Here is a 19147-nt window from a genome sequence, read left to right on the forward strand (position 1 = left end):
CAGGTGCCGGGCCGCACGACCCACCCCCGCAGGCGCTTGAGGCACTGGGGGAGGCACGGCTGCCCGCGGTTACTCCCGCCCCGCCGACGTGAACGTCATGTCCGCGTAGCGGGTGCCGGTCACCTTGGCCGCGATGGGGTCCAGCAGGGCCAGTTCCTCGTCGGTCAGGGTGATGCGGGTCGCCGCCGTGTTCTCCTCCACCCGGGTCGGCTTGCGAGTGCCCGGGATCGGGACGACCGGGAGGCCGTGGACCGCGGCCCGCTGGTGGACCCAGGCCAGGGCGATCTGGCCGGGGGTGGCGTCGTGGGCCTCGGCCACGGAGCGGACCGGTTCCAGGAGGGCCGCGTTGGCCGCCGCGTTGTCGCCCGTGAAACGGGGCATCCGGCGGCGGAAGTCGTCGGAGGTGAGGTCCTGGTCGGCATCGGTGAAGGAACCGGTCAGGAAGCCCCGCCCCAGCGGCGAGTACGGCACGAGGGTCACGCCCAGTTCGCGCGCGGCCGGTACCACCCTCGCCTCGATGTCCCGGCTGAACAGCGACCACTCCGACTGCACGGCGGCGATCGGGTGCACGTCGTGCGCGGCGCGGAGTTCGTCGGCCGTGACCTCGCTCAGGCCCAGCTGCTTGACCTTGCCCTCGCGCACCAGCTCGGCCATGACGCCGACGGTCTCCTCGATCGGCACGTTCACATCGCGCCGGTGCATGTAGTAGAGGTCGATCACGTCGACGTCCAGACGCTTCAGGCTCGCCTCGACGGCCTCGCGGATGTACGGCGCGTCGTTGCGGATGATCCGCCGGGTCGGGTCGTCCGGCGGGATCGACAGGGCGAACTTGGTGGCGATGACCACCTCGTCCCGGTGCGCCGTGAAGAACGGGGCGAGGAACCGCTCGTTGTCGCCCGCGCCGTACGCGTCCGCCGTGTCGTAGAGCGTGACGCCGAGTTCCAGGGCCCGCTCCAGGGTCGCCCGGGAGGCGTCCGCGTCCACGGGGCCGTAGGCGAAGCTCATGCCCATGCAGCCGAGGCCCTGCACGCCCACCGGGGGGCCGCCCTGGCCCAGTGCGGCCGTACCGATCCTGCCGACGTCGGTCATCATGTCCTCTCCGACGCCAGGGCGCGCCCGGCGTCCGCGTAGAAACCGATCTTCCGGTCGAGCACGGCGAGCGTGCCCTGGAGTTCGGCGATCCGCGACAGTACGTCCTCACGGGTCTGCTGGAGCAGTTCGAAACGCTCGGTGTACGTGTGATCGCCCGCGCGGACCAGTTCCGCGTACCGCACCATGTCCGCGACCGGCATCCCGGTCAGGCGGAGCTTGCCGACGAGGGCGAGCCAGTCGAGGTCGCGGTTGCTGTAGCGGCGCTGGCCGGTGTGGGACCGGTCGATGTGCGGCATCAGCCCGATGCGTTCGTACCAGCGCAGGGTGTGCGCCGTCAGCCCGGTGAGGGCGACGACCTCGCTGATCGTGTACTTGTCCGCGCCGTCCGGCCGCCTGTTCCCCTGCGGCGGCCCTGCGCAGGTGTCGGCGCTGGCCTCCGTGGTGGTCTCCGTCACCGTCATGGTCCCCACGCTAGAACGCTGGAGTGCACTCCAAGCAAGCGGCGAAGGTGGAAATGGGCGGGACGTGGAGGCAGGTGGCTGATTAGCGTGCGGGCATGACCTCTGTACGCCGTGCGACGCCGAAGGACGCGGAGGAAGTGCTGCGTCTGCGCCAGGTGATGATCAACTCGATGGCCCGGTCCGACCCGTCCACGGCCTGGCACGCCGAGGCGCTGCCCGTGCTGCGCGGCAGACTGTCCGAGTCGGACGGCACCTTCGCGGCGTTCGTCGTGGACCACCCGGAGCGGCCCGGCGCGCTGGCGGCGCTGGTGGCCGGTTCGCTGGAGTACCGCATCGGCGGCGCGCGCGATCCGCACGGCACCGACGGCCACGTCTTCAGTGTCGCCACCGACCCGGGCACCCGCCGCCGCGGCTATGCGCGCGCCTGCATGGAGGCGCTGCTGGAGTGGTTCCGCGAGCGCGGCGCCCGGCGGGTCCGCCTCACCGCGTCCGCGCAGGCGGAGCCGCTGTACGTCTCACTGGGCTTCAGGCCCAAGCCGGACCCCTTGCTGGAGCTGATGCTGTGAGCGCTTAGGCTCGACGGCATGTCGCTGAAGAGCCTCGCGTTGATCGAGAACTGGCCGGTTCCCACCGCCGCGGCGGGTGTCGTACGGGCGGACGGCACCGTCCTGGGCACGCACGGCCCGACCGGCCGTCGCTTCCCGCTGGCCTCGGTCACCAAGCCGCTCGCCGCGTACGCGGTGCTCGTGGCCTACGAGGAGGGAGCGATCGAGCTGGACGAACCGGCCGGCCCGCAGGGCTCGACGGTCCGCCACCTGCTCGCGCACACCTCGGGGCTCGCCTTCGACGAGCACCGGGTGACCTCGGCCCCGGGTGAGCGACGCCTGTACTCGAACGCGGGCTTCGAGCAGCTCGGCGACCACGTCGCGAAGGCGACGGAGATCCCGTTCGCGGAGTACCTGCGGCAGGCGGTGCTGGAGCCGCTCGGCATGACGTCGACCTCGTTGGAGGGCTCCCCGGCGAAGGACGCCGTCTCCACGGTGGACGACCTGCTGCGTTTCGCCGCCGAGGTGCAGGCCCCGCGCCTCCTCGACCCCCGCACGGTCGCCGCGGCGATGACGGTCCAGTACCCCGGCACCAAGGGCGTCCTGCCGGGCTACGGCCACCAGAACCCCAACGACTGGGGCCTCGGCTTCGAGATCCGGAACTCCAAGTCCCCGCACTGGACGGGCGCCTCGTCCTCCCCGCGCACCTTCGGCCACTTCGGCCAGTCGGGCACGTTCCTGTGGATCGACCCCGACGCGGGCGCGGCCTGCGCGGCCCTGACGGACCGCGCCTTCGGCCCCTGGGCGATCGAGGCGTGGCCGCCGTTCACGGACGCGGTGCTGGCGGAACTGCGCGGCTGAGCCCCGCGCGCCGGCCGGCGGCCCCCACGGCCACCGGCCGGCCCCGGCTTCCCGTGCCGGTCAGCCGCCCGTCGGCGGCTGGTCCTTCGCGGGGAGGGCCCACAGGACCCAGAAGTGGCCGTCCCAGTCGCAGTAGAAGTTCACCCATCCCTGGGCGAGGAGCTCCTGCCCGTCCGCCACGCACGTGAGTTTGTCCCTCCACCCACCGACCTCCTGGTAGCCCCAGGGGTTGGTTCCGGCGGCGGACGCCGAGCCCGCGACCAGCGGAACGGCGAGCACCGCGGTGCCCACCGCGACGGCGACACGAGAACGCCACGACTTCATACATCTCTCCCAACGAACGGAACCTGAGCGGGCCTTGTCCTGCCTTGCCGTGCCGACCGCCGGCCCCTGTGCGGTCCACGGGGGATAAGACGTAGATCCACGACGGGGCGTTCGAAACGCACGCGAAAAATTCGGTGAACGTGCGTCGGCACCGGAACGCGGATCGACGCGGGCGCGGCGGCGGAAGAGGCCGCCAAGGAGGCCCAGGAGTACGCCGAATCGGCCCAGCAGGCGGCCGACCAGGCCGAGAAGGAGGCGAACGCAGAACAGATCGAAACAGGAACCGTCGTCGACGAGGCCGGCGCGCCCATCGGCAACATGTTCTACGTCGTCGACCACGTCGAGAAGGTCGGCGATCCTCAGGTCGTCAGGAAGACCGACGGCTGCGACGGGTGGATCGACAAGCTCTTCTACGACGGCGACTGCACGATCACGTCGAAGATCCGGTTCAAAGCGGTCCTCGACCTCTACATGTGCACCGCAGAGGATCTGAACCCCTCACAGTTCACGTGCCCCTCCGGCTCGACTGTCTACCTCGGTGAGCATCCGACCAAGGAACTGTCCACCGAAGTCACGCACACCATCACGATCGCCGAGTACCAGGAGGACATCGGCCCGGCCGACATCCTCTTCGGCAGCTGGATCAAGTGCGCCCAGAAGATCACCCCCGGCGGTGCGGACGGCAGCTGGGGCGGCTGCGCCTGGGCGACCGTGGATGTCGCGGCCCTGTTCGCGGGCAAGATCCTCAGGCCCATCGCGGATGCGGTCAAGGCGGTCGACGCCGCCGCGAGAACCGGCATCGGCTTCACCGACGCGTACAACGCCCTGCGTGCACTCGGCCTGGCCGAGGACGTCATCCTGCGTATCGGGGTCAAGGGGCTGGACGGACTCGTCAAGACCTGCACCAGGGTTCGTACATCTCTGGCCACGCGTGTCGCGGCTGTCGACGGATGCCCCTCGGGACTGATCGCCTACAACAGTGACGAAATGAGTCATTGGGCGTACAGGTACAGGACGGAGAACGGGTACTTCGAGGGAGATCGCAACGTCGCCGTCGCGAAGGTACCGGGATGGAACGACCCCAAGACCGGCGACTTCATCATCGCCAACAGTAAGTTCTCCGGCCATTCAGAAACAGAGATTCTGGACAAACTGAAAACAAAAGGCTTCACGCCCGACCAGATCACGGCTCTGTACACTGAGCGGCAGCCTTGCCCTAAGTGCGCCTCAGAACTGGCCGATTCCCTCAAGCAAGGGACGCCGGCCAGCTGGTCCGTGCCCTACCACCCCGACTTCGCACGGGAGGCAAGGGAACTTCTTGACGAGTACGTCAGGCGGGCCGGCGGGGGACGTGTAGCGCACTCCGTATCGAACGATCAGTCAATCGGAGAAGAAGACGCGCATGGCCGAGTACGAATTCGACCTGGATCCGAAATCTCCGCCAGAGGTCATCGCAGCGCGCAACGCGCTGGCTGACGAAGTCTGCCGCGAACTGACGCGATCCGGGCTACCCGTTTACCGGGCCGACCTCGAAAACGACAGAGAAAAAAGGCCTGGGGCTGCGGTACATGTGGATCCCCTTGTCGACGGCGGAGTTTTCGTGAACTGGCGCACGGAAACGGAACTAAGGGATTCCACTCTGGAGCTCTTCGCCAAAGGGATTGACTACACAAACCCACCCTCAGTCGTGCTCCATCACAAAACCATCAACGACTGCATGCGAGTCGCCGTCCTGGCGATTCTCACCTCAGCCGGGTTCACAGCAGAAGAACCGGATGGACACACGCGCGGCAGCATGCTCCACGTGACGGGTCGTCGGCACTGACCCACCCGCTCGCCGGGCCCCGCCGGAGCCAAACCGTACCGGCTTCGACGGGGCCTGCCGCGTCACCTCGCCGCCATCTCCCATACCAGCAGCTCCGCGTCCGACGCCCCTGCCACAGCGTCCACCCCCTGCGCATCCGTGATGCGGGCCGCGTCACCCGCGCCCAGCAGTCCGCCGTCCAGTTCCACCTCACCCCGCACCACATGGACGTACACGTACGCCCCGTCCGGCACCGCCGTCCGCTCCCCCGCCGTCAGCCGGCGTACGTGGAGCATCGCGCCCGCCTCCGGGAGGGCGTACGGGGTGGAGTCCGCTATGCCGGGGACGACCTCGTAGGACGGGTCGCCGCCGGGTTCCACCGGGGCCAGCCACATCTGGAGGAAGGTCAGAGGGACGGAGCCCGCGTTGCGTTCCACGTGGCGGACGCCGGACGCGGCGCTCAGGCGCTGTACGTCGCCGGGGCGGATCACCGTCTCCCGGCCCGTGGAGTCGCGGTGGGTCAGCTCGCCCTCCACCACCCACGTCACGATCTCGGTGTGGCTGTGCGGGTGCTCGTCGAAGCCGGCGCCGGGGGCGAGGCGCTCCTCGTTGCAGGCGATGACCGCGCCGAAGCGGAGGTTGTCCGGGTCGTAGTGGGGACCGAAGGAGAAGGCGTGCCACGTCTCGATCCCGGCCGCCGGATCGCCGCCCCGATAGCGCTCCCGCGCCCGCCGTACGTCCATCACACGCTCCACCGTAGCCCCGGCGACACGCACGGCCGTACCGATAAGGCAGTCTTGTCCCCGTGCCCGAACCCGAAACCAGCACCAACGAAGCCGCAGCGCGCCCCGCCCATCCGCACACCGCGACGCTGAAGCGGCTGGAGAAGTCGTCCGGCAGCCTCGCCGCACAGGCGATCGCGCGGATGGACGAGACGCTGTCCTGGTACCGGGCCATGCCCCCGGAGAACCGTTCCTGGATCGGCCTGGTCGCGCAGGCGGGCATCGCCGCCTTCACCGAGTGGTTCCGGCGCCCCGACGCCCCGCAGGCCATCTCCACCGACGTCTTCGGCACCGCGCCGCGCGAGCTGACCCGGGCCATCACGCTGCGGCAGACCGTGGAGATGGTGCGCACCACCATCGAGGTCATGGAGTCCGCCATCGACGAGGTGGCGGCGCCCGGCGACGAGAGCGTGCTGCGCGAGGCGCTGCTGGTGTACGCGCGGGAGATCGCCTTCGCCACGGCCCAGGTGTACGCCCAGGCCGCGGAGGCACGGGGTGCCTGGGACGCGCGGCTGGAGTCGCTGGTGGTGAACGCGGTGCTCAGCGGTGAGGCCGACGAGGGGGCCGTGTCGCGGGCCGCGGCCCTGGGATGGAACTCGCCCGATCATGTGTGCGTGGTGCTGGGCACCGCGCCCGACGGGGACTCCGAGCTGACCGTGGAGGCCATCCGGCGGGCGGCCCGGCACGCCAAGCTCCAGGTGCTGACCGGGGTGCTCGGCGACCGGCTGGTGGTGATCGCGGGCGGCAGCGACAACCCGCTGGCCGTGGCGAAGTCGCTGATCGGGCCTTATGCGGCGGGGCCGGTCGTGGCCGGCCCGGTGGTGCCCGACCTGCAGGCCGCGACCCGGTCCGCGCAGGCCGCCGCGGCGGGGCTCAAGGCGTGTTCCGCCTGGCAGGACGCCCCGCGTCCGGTGCTGGCGGACGATCTGCTGCCGGAGCGGGCGATCGCCTCGGACCCGTCTGCCCGTGAGCAGTTGGTGGAGGAGATCTACAGACCGCTGGAGGAGGCCGGGGCCGCGCTGCTGGAGACGCTCAGTGTCTATCTCGAGCAGGCGAGCAGTCTCGAGGGCGCGGCGCGCATGCTGTTCGTTCACCCCAACACCGTGCGTTACCGGCTCCGACGTGTGACTGACGTCACCGGATGGTCACCCTCCGATGTACGCTCTGCGTTCACACTGCGGATCGCGCTGATCCTGGGGCGTCTGGCTGATGGCGATCTTCATCTCTGACCTTTTGTCGGGGCCCCACAAAACCGCCTCCTGTTCTTCGTCCTTGTCCCCACCGGCGGCAGTGGCCGTCCCCAAGAGAGAGTGTGAGAGTGCTCGTACTCGTCGCTCCCGGCCAGGGTGCCCAGACGCCCGGCTTCCTGACTGAATGGCTCGACCTCCCCGGTGCCGCGGACCGCGTCGCCGCGTGGTCCGACGCCATCGGACTCGACCTCGTCCGCTACGGCACGAAGGCCGACGCGGACGAGATCCGTGACACGGCCGTCGCCCAGCCGCTGCTGGTCGCGGCCGGGCTGCTGTCCGCCACGGCGCTCGGCGACATGACGCCGGGCGCGGTGGCCGGTCACAGTGTCGGTGAGATCACCGCCGCCGTTTTCGCGGGTGTCCTCGACGACACCGCCGCGCTCTCGCTGGTCCGCAGGCGGGGTCTGGCCATGGCCGACGCCGCCGCGATCACCGAGACCGGCATGGCGGCGCTGCTCGGCGGCGACCCCGAGGTGACCGTGGCGCACCTGGAGAAGCTGGGCCTGACCCCGGCGAACATCAACGGCGCGGGCCAGATCGTCGCGGCCGGCACCAAGGAGCAGCTCGCCGCGCTGGAGGCGGACAAGCCCGAGGGCGTGCGCAAGGTCGTCGCGCTCAAGGTGGCCGGTGCCTTCCACACCCACCACATGGGCCCCGCGGTCGACACGCTGGCGAAGGCCGCCGGGACCCTGACGCCGGGCGACCCGCGGGTCACCTACGTGTCGAACAAGGACGGCAAGGCGGTCGCCACCGGCGCCGAGGTGCTTCAGCGCCTGGTCGGCCAGGTCGCCAACCCGGTCCGCTGGGACCTGTGCATGGAGACGTTCAAGGAGCTCGGCGTCACCGCCCTCCTCGAGGTCTGCCCCGGCGGCACGCTGACCGGCCTCGCCAAGCGTGCGCTGCCCGGCGTCAAGACGCTGGCCCTGAAGACCCCCGCCGACCTCGACGCGGCCCGCGAGCTCGTGGCCGAGCACGCCTGACGCCCTTAAGGAGCCGACACGCATGGCGAAGATCAAGCCCAGCAAGGGTGCCCCGTACGCGCGCATTCTCGGCGTGGGCGGCTACCGGCCCACCCGGGTCGTGCCGAACGAGGTGATCCTGGAGACGATCGACTCGTCCGACGAGTGGATCCGTTCGCGCTCCGGCATCGAGACCCGGCACTGGGCGTCTCCCGAGGAGACCGTCGCGGCGATGTCGATCGAGGCGTCCGGCAAGGCGATCGCGGACGCCGGGATCGACGCCGGACAGATCGGCGCCGTCGTCGTCTCGACCGTCTCGCACTTCAGCCAGACCCCGGCCGTCGCGACCGAGATCGCCGACAAGCTGGGCACGGACAAGGCCGCCGCCTTCGACATCTCGGCCGGCTGCGCGGGCTTCGGTTACGGCCTGACGCTGGCCAAGGGCATGGTGGTGGAAGGTTCCGCCGAATACGTGCTCGTCATCGGCGTGGAGCGGCTGAGCGACCTCACCGACCTGGAGGACCGGGCCACGGCCTTCCTGTTCGGTGACGGCGCGGGCGCGGTGGTCGTCGGCCCCTCCCAGGAGCCCGCGATCGGCCCGACCGTGTGGGGTTCGGAGGGCGACAAGTCCGAGACCATCAAGCAGACCGTGCCGTGGACGGACTACCGCGACGGAACCGTCGAGAAGTTCCCCGCGATCACGCAGGAAGGCCAGGCGGTGTTCCGCTGGGCCGTGTTCGAGATGGCGAAGGTCGCCAAGGAGGCGCTGGACGCCGCCGGGCTGACGCCGGACGAACTGGACGTCTTCATCCCGCACCAGGCCAATGTGCGGATCATCGACTCGATGGTGAAGACCCTGAAACTGCCGGAGCACGTCACGGTCGCCCGTGACATCCGCACCACCGGCAACACCTCGGCCGCCTCGATTCCGCTCGCGATGGAGCGGCTCCTGGCGACCGGTGAGGCGAAGAGCGGCGACACCGCGCTCGTCATCGGCTTCGGGGCGGGTCTCGTCTACGCCGCTACGGTCGTTACCCTCCCCTAGGCACTCCGTGCCGGATCATGCGTCCGGTACGCGAGGAACCACCACCACATCCTCTGGAATCACAACGAAGGAGCGCCATCATGGCCGCCACTCAGGAAGAGATCGTCGCCGGTCTCGCGGAGATCGTGAACGAGATCGCCGGCATCCCGGTTGAGGACGTCCAGCTGGACAAGTCCTTCACCGACGACCTGGACGTCGACTCGCTGTCCATGGTCGAGGTCGTCGTCGCCGCCGAGGAGCGCTTCGACGTCAAGATCCCGGACGACGACGTCAAGAACCTCAAGACGGTCGGCGACGCGACCGACTACATCCTCAAGCACCAGGCCTGAGCCCTGCCGGGCCTTCCGTCCGTACGGGAGGCCCGGGGGCCGGGAACCCCGGCCCCGCCACCCGGCGGTGGCGCCGTACGAATCCTCGTAGATCCGTTGGAGAGAGAATTCCGATGAGCCCGACCAATCGCACCGTGGTCGTCACCGGTATCGGCGCAACCACACCGCTGGGTGGCGACGCAGCCTCGACCTGGGAGGGCCTGGTCGCCGGACGTTCCGGCGTCAAGCCCCTCACGGAGGAGTGGGCCGCCGAGCAGGCGGTCCGTATCGCGGCCCGGGTGGCCGTGGAGCCCACCGAGGTCATCCCCCGGCCGCAGGCCCGCCGTCTGGACCGCTCGGCGCAGTTCGCGCTGGTCGCGGCCAAGGAGGCGTGGGCCGACGCCGGTTTCGAAGCCAAGGCCGGCGAGGACCCGAACGTCGACCCGGACCGGCTCGGCGCGGTCATCGCCTCCGGCATCGGCGGTGTGACGACCCTGCTGGACCAGTACGACGTGCTGAAGGAGAAGGGCGTACGCCGCGTCTCCCCGCACACCGTCCCCATGCTGATGCCGAACGGCCCGTCCGCGAACGTGGGTCTCGCGGTGGGCGCCCGCGCCGGTGTGCACACCCCGGTCTCCGCGTGCGCGTCGGGTGCCGAGGCCATCGGCTACGCCATCGAGATGATCCGCACCGGCCGTGCCGACGTCGTCGTCGCGGGCGGCACGGAGGCGGCGATCCACCCGCTGCCGATCGCCGCGTTCGGCAACATGATGGCGATGTCCAAGAACAACGACGACCCCGAGGGCGCCTCGCGTCCCTATGACGTCGCCCGTGACGGCTTCGTCCTCGGTGAGGGCGCGGGCGTCGTCGTCCTGGAGTCCGCCGAGCACGCCGCCGCGCGCGGCGCCCGCGTGTACGCGGAGGCGGTCGGCCAGGGCGTCTCGGCCGACGCGCACGACATCGTGCAGCCGGAACCGGAGGGGCGGGGCATCTCGCAGGCCCTGCAGAACCTGCTGGAGCGGACGGATCTGGATCCGGCGGAGATCGTGCACGTCAACGCGCACGCGACGTCCACTCCTGCGGGGGACATCGCGGAGCTGAAGGCGTTGCGGAAGGTGTTCGGGGACGACGCGGACCACTTCGCGGTCTCCGCGACGAAGTCGATGACGGGTCATCTGCTGGGTGGGGCGGGCGGGGTGGAGTCGGTGGCCACCGTGCTCGCGCTGTACCACCGGGTGGCTCCGCCGACCATCAACGTCGAGAACCTCGACCCCGAGGCCGAGGCGAACGCGGATGTGGTGCGGGGCGAGGCGCGGAAGTTGCCCGTGGACGGGCGGATCGCCGCGTTGAACGACTCGTTCGGGTTCGGTGGGCACAACGTGGTGCTGGCGTTCCGGTCCGTGTGACCGGCGCCTGCGGTGTGAAGGGCTTCCACCTTCGGGTGGGGGCCCTTTTCCGTGCGGCGGCGCCGCGGGGGGGGGGGCGTCCGGGAGTTTCTTCGCCCCCGCCGCCCCTGCCCGTCCCGTCCTCAAGGGGCTTCGCCCCTTCGACCCCACGGCGAGATCGGTCGGGTGCGGGTCCGTCGGGGCTTGTCGCGCAGTTCCCCGCGCCCCTGAAAGGGGCGTTGGCCGCACCCGCGCGGCGGAGCCGCGCATCGGCACAGCCCGCGCCCCTTTCAGGGGCGCTTCACCCTCTCGGTGTTCTCTAGACCACCTGGTGGAGCCAGCGGACCGGGGCGCCCTCGCCTGCGTGGCGGAAGGGTTCCAGTTCGTCGTCCCAGGGCTTGCCCAGGAGCTTGGCGATGTCCGACTCCAGGTCGGTCTCGCCGGTCCGGGAGCGGACCAGGGCGGCGCGGAGACGGTCCTCGGGGATGAGGATGTCGCCGTGGATGCCGGTGACGGCGTGGAAGATGCCCAGGTCGGGGGTGCAGCTGTAGCGCTCGCCCTCGGCGGTGGGGCAGGGTTCGGCGGTGACCTCGAAGCGCAGCATCTGCCAGCCGCGCAGCGCGGAGGCGAGTTTGGAGGCGGTGCCGGCCTGGCCCTGCCAGGAGAACTCCGAGCGCCAGGTGCCGGGGGACGCGGGCTGGCGGATCCAGTCCAGACTCACGCGCGTGCCTAGCACCCCGGCGATGGCCCACTCGACGTGCGGGCACAGCGCGCGCGGCGCGGAGTGCACGTACAGAACTCCACGGGTCGTCACCGGAACCTCCGGGCTGAGCGGGTCGTCTTGGAACGGACGGAACGGGCGCGGCCCGGGCGGACCACGTTGATGGCGAGGCTACCGTGCGACGGCGCAAGGAGTGTGACGTACCGTCGGTCCCGGTGCCGGGAAACATGCGTCATTCACCCGGCAGGACGCCTGTGCGGGTGCGGGCGGGAACTCTCGCGCGTTGTTCATGGTGGGGGACGGGCGGACCACGACGCGCGGGAGGCGACGGATGGAGCAGGCGACGCGGAGGCGTGGGCACCGTTCACGGGCCCTGCTCGCCGTGGTGACGGCCGCCGCGCTGGGCGTGGCCGGCTGCGATGCCGTCGGCGGTGACTCCCCCGCCCCGTCGGCGAAGGAGGGGCGGCCGTCCCCGAAGCCCACGCCCGTGTGGGACACCAGTCCGGAGTCGGTCGCCGCCGTGGGGGACTCCATCACGCGCGGCTTCGACGCGTGCGCGGTGCTGACGGACTGCCCCGAGGTGTCGTGGGCGACGGGCGGCAGCGAGGAGGTCGACAGTCTCGCCGTACGGCTGCTGGGGCGGGCGGAGGCGGCCGGGCGGAGCTGGAACCACTCGGTGACCGGGGCCCGGATGGCGGATCTGCCGGGGCAGATGGCGCGGGCGGTGCGGCGGAGCCCGGAGCTGGTGGCGGTGATGGCCGGGGCGAACGACGCCTGCCGGGAGACCACGGCGGCGATGACGCCGGTGGCGGACTTCCGTGCCGACTTCGAGGAGGCCATGCGCACGCTGCGCGAGGCGCTGCCCAAGGCGCAGGTGTACGTGGCGAGCGTGCCGAACCTGAAGCGGCTCTGGTCGCAGGGGCGGACCAACCCGCTGGGCAAGCAGGTGTGGAAGCTGGGCATCTGCCCGTCGATGCTGGGCGACGCGGACGCCCTGGACGCGGCGGCGACGCTGCGGCGCGAGACGGTGCAGAACCGGGTGGAGGACTACAACGAGGTGCTGGAGGAGGTCTGCGCGAAGGACCGCCGCTGCCGCTTCGACGGCGGAGCGGTGTACGAGTACCGTTTCGGCACCGACCAGTTGAGCCGCTGGGACTGGTTCCATCCCAGTATCGACGGGCAGTCGAAGCTGGCCGAGATCGCGTACCGGACGGTCACGGCGAAGCAGCCGTGACTTATTGTTCCGCACATGAACGAACTCTTCGGCACACTTTCCGACGGCACGCCGGTGCACCGCTGGACCCTGGAGCGGGCGGGCGTACGGGTACGGATCCTGTCCTACGGCGGGATCGTGCAGGACGTCGAGGTGCCGGACCGGGACGGGCGGACCGGGAACGTGGTGCTGGGGTTCTCCGACCTGGACGGCTATCTCCGGTATCCGGAGCCCTTCCTGGGCGCCCTGATCGGCCGGTACGCCAACCGGATCGCGGGCGCCCGCTTCTCCCTGGAGGGGCGCGACCACACGCTCGCCGCGAACAACGGCCCGAACTCGCTGCACGGCGGTGCGCGGGGCTTCGACAAGCGGGTGTGGGACGTGAGCCCGGTCGAGCACGGTCTGCGGCTGTCCCTGGTCAGCGCGGACGGCGAGGAGGGCTTCCCGGGCCGGCTGGAGGTCTCGGTGACGTACACGCTGGACGAGCGGGGCGCGCTGGGGATCGTCTACGAGGCGGTGACGGACGCGCCGACGCATGTGAACCTGACGAACCACTCGTACTGGAACCTGGCCGGCTCGGGCAGCGCGGCCGGGCACGAGCTGCGGCTCGCCGCCTCCCGTTACACCCCGTCCGACGCGGACCTGATCCCGAGCGGTGAGCTCGCCGACGTCACCGGCACCCGCTTCGACTTCCGCGAGGCCCGCAAGACCGGCACCGGGTACGACGACAACTTCGCGCTCGACAAGGGGGTGACGGCGGCTGCCGAGGAGGTCGCCGAGCTGTACGACCCGGCGTCGGGCCGGGTGCTGACGGTGGCGACCACCGAGCCCGGGATGCAGCTGTACACCGCGGACCACATCGGGGAGCCCTTCACCCCCGGTGACGGCATCGCGCTGGAGACCCAGCACTTCCCCGACTCCCCGAACCGTCCGGAGTTCCCGAGCACGGTCCTGAAGCCGGGCGAGGTGTTCCGCTCGGAGACGGTGTACGGCTTCGGCGTGCGGTGACGCGGCGGCCCCCGCACACATGAGCCCCGGTCCGGGGTCAGGGTCCCGGACCGGGGCTGCTCATGTGGATACTTCCCGGATCAGACGTTAACCGTCACGCTGATCCTGCGGTCCTCGATCGAGCGCCCCACCTCGATCTCGTACGAACCCTTCACATATGACCATGATGCGGCCTCCTCGTCCCAGACCTCGAACGCGCGGCGCGGCAGATCGACGGTGACCTCGGCCCGCTCACCCGCTCCGGCCTCCACGGAGGCGAACCCGGCCAGCCAACGGGCCGGGCGGGAGGGGTCGGGCTCGCTCGGTGACAGATAGATCTGGACGACCTCGCGGCCGGCCCGTTCGCCGGTGTTGCGGACACGGACCGTCACCGTGGTCCCGTCGGCGGTCCCGTCGGCCTCGACGGACTCGTACGCCCATGCGGTGTAGCCGAGGCCGTGGCCGAAGGGGTACGCCGGGGTGCGGCCGGCCCGCTGCCAGGCGCGGTGGCCGATGAACACGCCCTCCTCGTAGGGGAGCGCGCCGTCGGTGGGGGTCACCCGGGTGACCGGGGCGTCCCCCAGGGAGCCCCAGGTGGTGGGCAGCCGGCCGCCGGGCTCGTGGGCGCCGGTGAGGACGTCGGCGAGGGCCGCGCCGCCCTCCTGGCCGGGGAACCAGCTCAGCAGCACGGCGGCGACGTCCTCGCGCCAGGGCAGCTCCACCGGGGAGCCGGCGTTGACGATCACGACGGTGCGGGGGTTGGCGGCGGCGACGGCGCGCACCAGGTCGTCCTGGTGGCCGGGCAGACGCAGGTCCTCACGGTCGAAGCCCTCGGACTCGACGCGTTCGGTGGTGGCCACGACGACCACCGCCGTGTCCGCGCCGCGGGCCGTCTCGACGGCCTCGGCGATCAGCTCGCCGGGGTCGCGCCGGGGCTCCTGGTGGACGAGGGTGAAGGTGATGACCGGCATGGGGCGGTCGGCGGTGCGGTGGACGACGCGGGTGAGGGACACCTCGACCGGGACGCCGGCGGTGAGATCGACCTCGGCGCGCGGCACCGGGCCGCCGAAGAAGGCGCCGAAGGGGTCGTTCTCGCGCGGGGGCTGGACGTCGTCGTAGTGGGTCGTGCCGTCGATGGTGAGGGTGAAGGCGCCGACGCCCCGGGTGCCGAAGGTGTGCCGGCCGCTCTCGTGCGGGGTGAAGGTGCCGGTGAGCTCGACGGTGTGGAGGGTGTCGTGGGTGACGCCCTCGGGGAGGTCGGTGCCCATCCACTGGATGTGGCCGTCGGCGGCGCCGCGGGTGCCGATGACGGTGCCGTCGATGTCGCGGCAGACGGCACGCAGCTCGAATCCCCGTCCGGCGGTGACGAGTCCGGTGTCGGGGTCGGCGCCGACGGCGTAACGGAGGCTGCCTTCGGGGAGGGCGGCGGTGAGGCCGTCCAGCGGGGAGACGATCCGTGCCGGGAAGACGGTGGCGGAGCCGCCGCCGAGAACGCGGGCGTCACGGGCGGCGGCGCCGATCAGCGCCACGGTGCCGGGTTCCAGCGGCAGCGCGCCGCCGTCGTTGCGGACCAGGACGAAGGAGCGGCGGGCGATCTCGCGGGCCAGCGCCTCACCGTCCACGGTACCGGGCGGTTCGGTCACGGCCGGTTCGGCGCCCGCCAGGACGCCCACGCGGGCGGCGAGCCGCAGGACCCGGCGGACCGCCTCGTCGACCGCCGCCTCCTCGACCTCGCCGTCCCGTACGGCCCGCGCGAGGGCCGGTCCGTAGACGGTGCGCGGGCCGGGCATGGCGATGTCCAGGCCGCCGAGAAGGGCGGCGGCGGTGGAGCGGGCGGCGTTCCAGTCGGAGACGTTGATGCCGTCGAAGCCCCACTCGCCGCGCAGGACCTCCTCGACGAGGTGGCGGTGCTCGGTCATCGTCGTGCCGTTGACCGAGTTGTACGCGGTCATGACGCCCCAGGGGCGGGCGGCGGCGACGATGGCCTCGAACGGGGCCAGGTACAGCTCGCGCAGGGCGCGTTCGCCGACGATGTTGTCCACCGTGAAGCGGTCGGTCTCGGCGTCGTTGGCGACGAAGTGCTTGACGGTGGTGCCGACGCCGCCGGACTGGACGCCGGTCACATAGCCCGCGCCGATGCGTCCGGTGAGGTACGGGTCCTCGCTGTAGGCCTCGAAGTGGCGCCCGCCGAGCGGGGAGCGGTGCAGGTTGACCGTGGGCGCGAGCAGCACGTGGACGCCCTTGCGGCGGGCCTCCTGGGCCAGCAGCACCCCCGCGCGGACGGCGAGTCCGGGGTCCCAGGTGGCGGCGAGGGCGGTCGGCGAGGGCAGCGCGACCGAGGGGTCGTCGGCGCTCCAGCGCACTCCCCGCACACCGATCGGGCCGTCGGACATCACCAGTGCGCCCAGGCCGATCTCCGGCAGCGCGGGGAGGCTCCACATGTCCTGCCCGGCCAGCAACCGGGTCTTGGCGTCCAGTCCGAGCCTGTCGAGCGCCGCCTCCACGACCGCCGCCCGCCGTTCCTCCGCCGTCCGCGCCACCCCGGCACCTCCGTCCCGACATCGTGGACGGCTCACGATCCGGCCGCCCGGCTTCCTTGACACTGCCCCGTGAGGCGGGCCGTCAGCCCACCCGGCCCTCGCGTCCCATGGCGTGGACCGCCGCGGTCACGCGATACTGCGGCCTCCGGCATCCCCGTACCCCACAACGACGGAAGGCCAACGCTCTTGAGTTCCCTACGTGTTCGCATCGGTGTCCTCGGTCTGGCCCTGCTGACCGGCCTCACCGCCCCCACGGCCGCGACCGCCGCCGGGACGGCCCCCTCCCCCACCGTCGAGGAGCGCCGCCTGGACGGGGCCGTCCCGCAGGAGATACTGCGCCGCTCCGGATTCGCCGACGCGGCACCGGAGTTCGCCCGCGCGCTCGACCGCGCGGGCTCCTACGCCCAGGTCCGGCGGGCCGTCGTACGCGAGGGGACGGAGCTGTGGCGCAGGGCCGTCGACCGGGCGCAGGGGCGCGGCCCGGCGGGCGGCGACCTCAGCCGGGACGACGACCGGCCGCTGTACTGGGCACGGCTCGGGATGACCCGTGAACTGCGCACCTGGGAGCCCGGGTTCCGGCTGAGCGAGGAGCGACGGGCGGGGCTGCTCGACGAGCTGGACCGGACCTCGCGCGGGCAGACCACGCTCCTCCCCCCCTCCCGGCTTCGCTCGGGCGGGGGGACCCCCGCCCCGCACGGCACGGGCATGAAGCGGATCCTGGTGACCGGTTTCGACCCGTTCACCCTGGACCGGGACATCCGCATCTCCAACCCGTCCGGCGCCGTCGCACTCGCCCTGGACGGCACGGTGATCGAGACCGCGGACGGTCCGGCGCGCGTCGAGACGGCCGTGTTCCCGGTGCGCTGGCGGGACTTCGCGGCGGGGACGGTGGAGCGGGCGCTGCGGCCGCGTCTGAAGGGGGTCGACCTGTTCGCGACCGTCAGCCAGGGCCGGGTGGGCCGCTTCGACGTCGAGCGGACCAACGGGGCCTGGCGGGGCGGCTTCGGCGACAACGAGAACATCGGCCGCACGGAGACGATCCCGGTCACCGACCCGGCCTCGCAGCCGCAGTGGACGTCCACGACCCTGCCGTACGCGGAGATCGTCGCCGCGGACACCGGGCGGTTCCCGGTGTACGACAACACCGGCGTGACCGAGATCCCGGCGGGAGGCACCGAGCCCGTCGTCCGGCCGCAGGGGCCGACGCCCGGCTCGACGGCGCGGGCCGGGGGCGGCGGGGACTACCTGTCCAACGAGATCGCCTACCGGGCGACGCTGCTGCGGGACCGGCTCGGGCTGCACGGGAGGCTGCCGGGCGGGCATGTGCACACGCCCGTCCTGCAGTTCGGCGCCGGGAACACCACCGAGGTCACCGACCCCGAGTTCGTGCGGAACCGGCTGGACATCATCGAGCAGGTGCGGTCGATCGTGACCGTGGCGGTCAGTGCGACGGAGCGAACGCGAGGCTGACGCCGAGGCCGGCCAGGACGGACCCGATCACCTTGTTGAGGACCTTCTGACCGCGCAGCATCAGGGTGCGCATCCGGTCGTGGGAGAAGAACACCGCGACGACGCCGAACCACAGCAGGTGGGCCAGCGACATGAACAGGCCGTAGCCCACCTGCTGGAGGACCGGGGTGCCGGGGCTGACGACCTGCGCGAACGTCGAGACGACGAAGAGGGTCGTCTTCGGGTTGAGGACGTTGGTCAGGAAGCCGGTGCGCAGCGCCGCGAACGGGGTCAGCTCCGTCTTGTTCTCCAGGTCGACGGTGACCTCGCCGCGGGTGCGGAAGGTGCGGACGCCGATGTACACGAGGTAGGCCGCGCCGACCAGCTTGATGACCGTGAACAGGAAGGTCGAGGAGGCGATCAGCAGTCCGACGCCGAGCATCGTGTAGGTGACGTGCACCAGGACACCGGCGGCGACACCGAGCGCGCCGAGCAGGCCGGTGCGGCGGCCGTGGAGGTAGCTGTTGCGGACCACCATGGCGAAGTCGGCGCCCGGGGCGATCACGGCCAGGACGGTGATGACGGCGACGGCGAGCACCTCGGTCATGAGGGGACGCCCTCCTCCTCGGACTCCCCGGAGCCGTCCCCGGCGGTCTCCTCACCGAGCAGGTCGCGCGCCATCAGCGTGGCGCCGGCGACCGCGCCGGGCATCAGGAACACGGCGACGAAGGGGACGAGGAAGGCCACCACCAGGGGGGTGCCGAAGCCCCACACCAGGGTCTTGCGGGACCGCAGCAGACCGAGCCGCTCGCGCGCTTCGACCCCGCGCCGCTGGAGCGCGACGGCGGTGAGCTCCTCGGTGAGGAAGAACCCGGTGACGAAGAACCCGATCACCGGTACGACGGTCTGCCCGAGCACCGGGACGAACCCGAGCGCGAACAGCAGCACGGCCCAGATCAGGGCGCGCACGACGATACGGAGGCTGTCGCGGGCGGAGATCCACAGCTCCCGCAGCAGGGGCAGACCCGACTCGGGTGCGGTGCCGTCGGGTGAGACGTCCCGGTCGACCTTCTCGGAGAGGTTCTCGTAGAACGGCTGTCCGATGAGCAGGGTCATCGCGGTGAAGGTGAGCACGGACAGCAGCAGCGACAGGGCGAACAGGACGACGGTGAGGAAGCCGCGGAACAGTCCGCCCCAGGGGTCGGCCCAGTCGTCGGCGAACGGTGTCGCCCAGATGACGAAGTCCTCGCCCCACAGGGCCAGGGCGACGAGCGCCGCCACGTACAGCACCAGGGTGATCAGCCCCGGCAGCAGCCCGAACCCGAACTGCCTGCCGTGCCGGGCCACCCACCGCTGGCCCGCCAGGAGATAACGGAAACCCGCCCCAAGATCGCGCATGGGGAAGACTGTAGCGGGGGGCC

General features: G+C 71.4%; 20 protein-coding genes. 12 read left to right on the plus strand and 8 right to left on the minus strand.

All coding sequences use genetic code 11. From position 1 onward, the window contains the following. Nucleotides 1–69: 69 nt before the first annotated feature. A complete protein-coding gene (locus tag ACFXAE_RS28155; RefSeq protein ID WP_384719880.1) occupies nt 70–1089 on the minus strand; it encodes an aldo/keto reductase in 1020 nt (339 codons plus the stop codon). Then, a complete protein-coding gene (locus ACFXAE_RS28160; RefSeq protein ID WP_384719792.1) occupies nt 1089–1553 on the minus strand; it encodes a MerR family transcriptional regulator in 465 nt (154 codons plus the stop codon). Before ACFXAE_RS28160 ends, ACFXAE_RS28155 begins: the two co-directional genes overlap by 1 nt. Before the next feature lie 95 nt (nt 1554–1648). Between ACFXAE_RS28160 and ACFXAE_RS28165 the strand changes: the two genes are divergently transcribed. Together ACFXAE_RS28165 and ACFXAE_RS28170 are read left to right on the plus strand one after the other, a co-directional pair. Continuing rightward, nucleotides 1649–2119 carry a GNAT family N-acetyltransferase gene (locus ACFXAE_RS28165; RefSeq protein ID WP_384719794.1) on the plus strand — a complete coding sequence of 157 codons (471 nt, stop codon included), beginning with the start codon at nt 1649–1651 and terminating at the stop codon, nt 2117–2119. An 18-nt stretch (nt 2120–2137) separates the two neighbouring features. Then, nucleotides 2138–2959, plus strand: coding sequence for a serine hydrolase domain-containing protein (locus tag ACFXAE_RS28170; RefSeq protein ID WP_384719796.1), 822 nt, complete (start codon nt 2138–2140; stop codon nt 2957–2959). Between the two features lie 60 nt (nt 2960–3019). Here the strand turns inward: ACFXAE_RS28170 and ACFXAE_RS28175 are convergent, their stop codons facing one another. After that, nucleotides 3020–3283, minus strand: a complete 264-nt coding sequence (locus ACFXAE_RS28175; RefSeq protein ID WP_384719798.1) for a hypothetical protein — start codon at nt 3281–3283, stop codon at nt 3020–3022. 318 nt (nt 3284–3601) lie between these two features. Here ACFXAE_RS28175 and ACFXAE_RS28180 point away from each other — a divergent pair, with 318 nt between their 5' ends. Together ACFXAE_RS28180 and ACFXAE_RS28185 are read left to right on the plus strand one after the other, a co-directional pair. After that, the gene (locus tag ACFXAE_RS28180) at nt 3602–4759 is read left to right on the plus strand and encodes a nucleic acid/nucleotide deaminase domain-containing protein (RefSeq protein WP_384719800.1); all 1158 of its coding nucleotides are present in this window, start codon (nt 3602–3604) and stop codon (nt 4757–4759) included. After that, the gene (locus ACFXAE_RS28185) at nt 4686–5108 is read left to right on the plus strand and encodes a hypothetical protein (protein WP_384719802.1); all 423 of its coding nucleotides are present in this window, start codon (nt 4686–4688) and stop codon (nt 5106–5108) included. Before ACFXAE_RS28180 ends, ACFXAE_RS28185 begins: the two co-directional genes overlap by 74 nt. Nucleotides 5109–5170: 62 nt before the next feature. Here the strand turns inward: ACFXAE_RS28185 and ACFXAE_RS28190 are convergent, their stop codons facing one another. Next, nucleotides 5171–5830, minus strand: coding sequence for a pirin family protein (locus ACFXAE_RS28190; protein WP_384719804.1), 660 nt, complete (start codon nt 5828–5830; stop codon nt 5171–5173). A 62-nt stretch (nt 5831–5892) separates the two neighbouring features. Between ACFXAE_RS28190 and fasR the strand changes: the two genes are divergently transcribed. The 5 genes from fasR to fabF all read left to right on the plus strand — a co-directional run bounded on the left by fasR (nt 5893) and on the right by fabF (nt 10837). After that, entirely contained in the window at nt 5893–7098 is a 1206-nt protein-coding gene (fasR, locus tag ACFXAE_RS28195; protein WP_384719806.1) for a fatty acid biosynthesis transcriptional regulator FasR, read from the plus strand. An 89-nt stretch (nt 7099–7187) separates the two neighbouring features. Further along, nucleotides 7188–8099 (plus strand): ACP S-malonyltransferase, encoded by a 912-nt coding sequence (locus ACFXAE_RS28200; RefSeq protein ID WP_384719808.1) that lies wholly within the window; start codon nt 7188–7190, stop codon nt 8097–8099. Between the two features lie 22 nt (nt 8100–8121). Then, nucleotides 8122–9123 (plus strand): ketoacyl-ACP synthase III, encoded by a 1002-nt coding sequence (locus ACFXAE_RS28205; protein WP_384719810.1) that lies wholly within the window; start codon nt 8122–8124, stop codon nt 9121–9123. A gap of 80 nt (nt 9124–9203) precedes the next feature. Next, entirely contained in the window at nt 9204–9452 is a 249-nt protein-coding gene (locus ACFXAE_RS28210) for an acyl carrier protein (RefSeq protein ID WP_004931691.1), read from the plus strand. 113 nt (nt 9453–9565) lie between these two features. Next, a complete protein-coding gene (fabF, locus tag ACFXAE_RS28215; protein WP_384719812.1) occupies nt 9566–10837 on the plus strand; it encodes a beta-ketoacyl-ACP synthase II in 1272 nt (423 codons plus the stop codon). A 298-nt stretch (nt 10838–11135) separates the two neighbouring features. Here fabF and ACFXAE_RS28220 read toward each other — a convergent pair whose 3' ends face one another. Then, nucleotides 11136–11630: a DUF3145 domain-containing protein gene (locus tag ACFXAE_RS28220; RefSeq protein ID WP_384719814.1), complete on the minus strand. Its 495-nt coding sequence runs from the start codon at nt 11628–11630 to the stop codon at nt 11136–11138. Between the two features lie 238 nt (nt 11631–11868). Here ACFXAE_RS28220 and ACFXAE_RS28225 point away from each other — a divergent pair, with 238 nt between their 5' ends. Both ACFXAE_RS28225 and ACFXAE_RS28230 read left to right on the plus strand, forming a co-directional pair. Beyond that, nucleotides 11869–12771, plus strand: coding sequence for an SGNH/GDSL hydrolase family protein (locus ACFXAE_RS28225; RefSeq protein ID WP_384719816.1), 903 nt, complete (start codon nt 11869–11871; stop codon nt 12769–12771). Between the two features lie 15 nt (nt 12772–12786). Further along, complete coding sequence (locus ACFXAE_RS28230; protein ID WP_384719818.1) at nt 12787–13758, plus strand: aldose epimerase family protein; 972 nt, start codon at nt 12787–12789, stop codon at nt 13756–13758. 80 nt (nt 13759–13838) lie between these two features. On the opposite strand, the gene ACFXAE_RS28235 is transcribed toward ACFXAE_RS28230, so the two are convergent. Next, on the minus strand, nt 13839–16277 hold the full coding sequence (locus ACFXAE_RS28235; protein ID WP_384719820.1) for a glycoside hydrolase family 3 protein: 2439 nt from the start codon (nt 16275–16277) through the stop codon (nt 13839–13841). Between the two features lie 186 nt (nt 16278–16463). On the opposite strand from ACFXAE_RS28235, the gene ACFXAE_RS28240 reads away from it, so the two are divergent. Further along, nucleotides 16464–17747 (plus strand): pyroglutamyl peptidase, encoded by a 1284-nt coding sequence (locus tag ACFXAE_RS28240; RefSeq protein WP_384719822.1) that lies wholly within the window; start codon nt 16464–16466, stop codon nt 17745–17747. Here ACFXAE_RS28240 and ACFXAE_RS28245 read toward each other — a convergent pair. Together ACFXAE_RS28245 and ACFXAE_RS28250 are read right to left on the minus strand one after the other, a co-directional pair. Continuing rightward, nucleotides 17719–18333, minus strand: coding sequence for a LysE family translocator (locus ACFXAE_RS28245; RefSeq protein WP_217128942.1), 615 nt, complete (start codon nt 18331–18333; stop codon nt 17719–17721). The genes ACFXAE_RS28240 and ACFXAE_RS28245 overlap by 29 nt on opposite strands. Then, nucleotides 18330–19124: an EI24 domain-containing protein gene (locus ACFXAE_RS28250; RefSeq protein ID WP_384719824.1), complete on the minus strand. Its 795-nt coding sequence runs from the start codon at nt 19122–19124 to the stop codon at nt 18330–18332. The genes ACFXAE_RS28245 and ACFXAE_RS28250 overlap by 4 nt, the downstream gene beginning before the upstream one ends. Between the last annotated feature and the right edge of the window lie 23 nt (nt 19125–19147).

The organism is Streptomyces sp. NPDC059454 (assembly GCF_042749965.1).
Taxonomy (GTDB): Bacteria; Actinomycetota; Actinomycetes; order Streptomycetales; family Streptomycetaceae; genus Streptomyces.